Source organism: Microcoleus sp. AT3-A2, from assembly GCF_036705685.1.
Lineage (GTDB): Bacteria > Cyanobacteriota > Cyanobacteriia > Cyanobacteriales > Microcoleaceae > Microcoleus.
In genome coordinates this window covers 1-2,993 of record NZ_JAUBVF010000133.1, presented here as the reverse complement: position 1 = coordinate 2,993, position 2,993 = coordinate 1, and the positions used below count along the sequence as shown (strand labels likewise).

3 protein-coding genes and 1 pseudogene are annotated in these 2,993 nt (G+C 44.3%); 2 read left to right on the top strand and 2 right to left on the bottom strand.

Annotation, left to right across the window (positions count from 1 at the left end; all coding sequences use genetic code 11):
• Positions 1-884 (top strand): annotated as a pseudogene (locus QUB37_RS29380) (WD40 repeat domain-containing protein); the annotation flags it as partial.
• A gap of 3 nt (positions 885-887) precedes the next feature.
• Here the strand turns inward: QUB37_RS29380 and QUB37_RS29375 are convergent.
• On the bottom strand, positions 888-1,034 hold the full coding sequence (locus QUB37_RS29375; RefSeq protein ID WP_333168732.1) for a hypothetical protein: 147 nt from the start codon (positions 1,032-1,034) through the stop codon (positions 888-890).
• A 77-nt stretch (positions 1,035-1,111) separates the two neighbouring features.
• Positions 1,112-2,314, bottom strand: coding sequence for a phytochelatin synthase family protein (locus QUB37_RS29370; RefSeq protein WP_333168730.1), 1,203 nt, complete (start codon positions 2,312-2,314; stop codon positions 1,112-1,114).
• Positions 2,315-2,498: 184 nt separating this feature from the next.
• Here QUB37_RS29370 and QUB37_RS29365 point away from each other — a divergent pair, with 184 nt between their 5' ends.
• Positions 2,499-2,621 (top strand): hypothetical protein, encoded by a 123-nt coding sequence (locus QUB37_RS29365; RefSeq protein WP_333168728.1) that lies wholly within the window; start codon positions 2,499-2,501, stop codon positions 2,619-2,621.
• The last annotated feature ends 372 nt before the right edge of the window (positions 2,622-2,993 follow it).

The following is a 2,993-nucleotide window of genomic DNA, read 5'->3' as shown; positions in this document are numbered from 1 at the left end:
TGCAAACCCAAAAACCCATCGCTACCCTCACCGGGCATAGCAATTCGCTTATTAGCCTAGCCTTTAGTCCAGATGGCAAAACTTTGGCTTCTGGAAGCGATGACAAAACCATCAAACTGTGGAACCTGCAAACCCAAAAACCCATCGCTACCCTCACCGGGCATAGCAATTCGCTTATTAGCCTAGCCTTTAGTCCAGATGGCTTAACTTTGGCTTCTGCAAGCAGTGACAAAACCATCAAACTGTGGAACCTGCAAACCCAAAAACCCATCGCTACCCTCACCGGGCATAGCAATCCGGTCTATAGCGTCGCCTTTAGTCCAGATGGGTTGACTTTGGCTTCTGGAAGCGATGACAAAACCATCAAACTGTGGCACCTGCAAAGCCAAAAACCCATCGCTACCCTCACCGGGCATAGCAGTTCGGTCAATAGCGTGGCTTTTAGTCCAGATGGGTTGACTTTGGCTTCTGGAAGCAGTGACAACACCATCAAACTGTGGCACCTGCAAAGCCAAAAACCCATCGCTACCCTCACTGGCCATAGCGATTTGGTCAATAGCGTGGCTTTTAGTCCCGATGGCAAAACTTTAGCTTCTGGAAGCAGTGACAATACCATCAAACTGTGGAACCTGCAAAGCCAAAAACCCATCGCTACCCTCACTGACCATAGTAGTTCGGTCTGGAGCGTCGCCTTTAGTCCTGATAGCTTAGCTTTGGCTTCTGGAAGCAGTGACAACACCATCAAACTGTGGGTTTGGGATGTTGATCCACTAATGGCATTTGGTTGCAATTGGATTAGCGATTATCTCAGAACACATCCGAAAGTGGCAGAAGAATACAAACCGATATGTGCTGATTACCTCAACCAACCGTCAATCAAATAGGATTTAGGCAAAAACAGCTAACCAGCCAGATGTTCGCACTACATTTTTTACCACCACTTCCACTTTTTCCGTTGTCCATTCCTCACTCGCATCAGTCACAACCCTAATATTTCGCTGCGCCGAATCTTCCTCAACAACCGGCACCAGCATCAGATTATTAAATCTTCCTATTTAATTTTCACTTTTGTAGTTAGGCGAGGTTTGGGGAGTTCAAAAGGCGGTAGGTGCTAACTCTGAGGGATATGGCACTGATGTCCCTTTGAATATAAAGTGTAAAACTCCTGGAGTGCTGACATTTGTTCTCCCAATCTAGATATCTCTACATCCAAGGGAGGGAGTAGTTTCTCCAGGTGGCGCACCTCACTAAACCACAGTCGTAACTCTGGTTTGAGAGTTGCATAGAGCGTTTCGGGGCAGGAGAGTAATATGGCTGTTATGATCTCTGCTACGAATGGCTGTTGCGACCACTTCCCTAAAACAGACATTGCATCCCCGTCATCACTCGACAAGCATTGGTGAACAATATCAAACAGTGAATTTAACTCAATAGCTGCCCGTAATTTCTCAAGAGTCTCTGCCGTCTCTGAGGAGGTATGCAGCATGGTTGTAAATTCAACAGGCCAATGGTGCAGAATGATACTGACAACTGAAGCAATTGAATCAGGTTGCTCTTTTCTCAGAATGTCTGGGAGTATTTCTGCAAAGTAAGTAGCAACAATACGCCACTGATGTAAATCACAACCAACATGAAAGAAGGTTTCGGGCAACCTTTCACTCTTCTGTAATAAAATATAACCTCGACATTGATTAGTGACGGGATCGACAGGTTCAAATGCTTGCCATAACAAAGGCAGAGAAACCCAGTGAGGTGGATATTTGAAACGGGCAACATCCAGCAGAAGAACTAGATCTCGCTGTGGATGATAACCACCAATTGGCGAAAAGTGACCATCACCCGTTTGTCCCAATACCTTTCGGCTGTAAGAAACAACTAGATGAATATCACCTGGCGCCGTAGTCACTTTCTCAACTGCTTGCCGAAAGTTTTCCAAGCTGCTTTGGTGGTAACGGTTAGGTTTTACCACAGCACCGTTGCAACGTGCTATACAGACAAACTCATCAAAGGTGATACCGTTTTCTTTAATTACTGAAAGAGGTAAACAACAGTCTAAAAATTCCTCTCCATACCATCTCCACACTCCTTTCCAAATGCGACCCGGATCGATGGATAAGGCATTAAGAACAACAACTAAACTACCCAATCCACAAAAAGCGGGTTCTGCTTGAGTATGAAACTGTTCCCCTAGAGCAAAATACCCCTCCATACCTCCCAATGCCAACGCTTCTCGAAATATTTGCTTTCCCTCTACGGAGGAAAAGGCAATAGCAGAATCGGGGAGTGAACGACGATAAAACCCTTGAGCAGACATTGAGCGTTTTAACCCTTATTGCTTATGGTGCTAATAAATATTATGCAAAATCGTCACATTGATAATGATGAATGCACTTATTTACTATTTTTTTCGATTTTAGCAATAAAACGCTGCGAAGATTTGATTTTGTGGGCGCAAATTTAAAAAACGTGACCATTTGCGACGACGGCTAGGCATCAAGATGATGAAACTATTCGGAAATTTCCCACAGATTGAGCGTTATGCAGCTCGAATTAATCAAGCTTTTCTGAATAGCCTCACTCACGCGATCGATGTTTTAGAAGAGTCGGCTCAAGAGTTGTAATAGTTGCAATAAATCAAATTTAAGCCGGTGATTTGGGTTGGCAATGAGGTGGTCGATTTCAGGTGATTTATATGGAGGTTGCTGATAAAAATATGGAATTAGAAAATACCTTACAGCGCCCCTTACTGCTCCATTGTTGGCTGGCATAACCAGCCATTCTGTCAAAAATTACTATCAACTATCGGCTAATTTTATGGTAGCATAAAGGAAAGCTTCATCACAGTTAATTGATCGTGTTTACCGTTGGGTGGGGCGGGTTTTTGAGATTGTTGGTTTTAGCCTGAAAAGGTTGGTGAACCCGCCCCTTGTATCTTAAAAGAGTGAGTCAGGCGATTGCCACGTCATTGATTCGATCATACCGACAATCAGTCG

What these genes read in the sequence shown, in the direction of transcription:
- QUB37_RS29375 (WP_333168732.1), bottom strand. Translation starts at nt 1,034, where the DNA reads ATGCTGGTGCCGGTTGTTGAGGAAGATTCGGCGCAGCGAAATATTAGG.
- QUB37_RS29370 (WP_333168730.1), bottom strand. Translation starts at nt 2,314, where the DNA reads ATGTCTGCTCAAGGGTTTTATCGTCGTTCACTCCCCGATTCTGCTATT.
- QUB37_RS29365 (WP_333168728.1), top strand. Translation starts at nt 2,499, where the DNA reads ATGATGAAACTATTCGGAAATTTCCCACAGATTGAGCGTTATGCAGCT.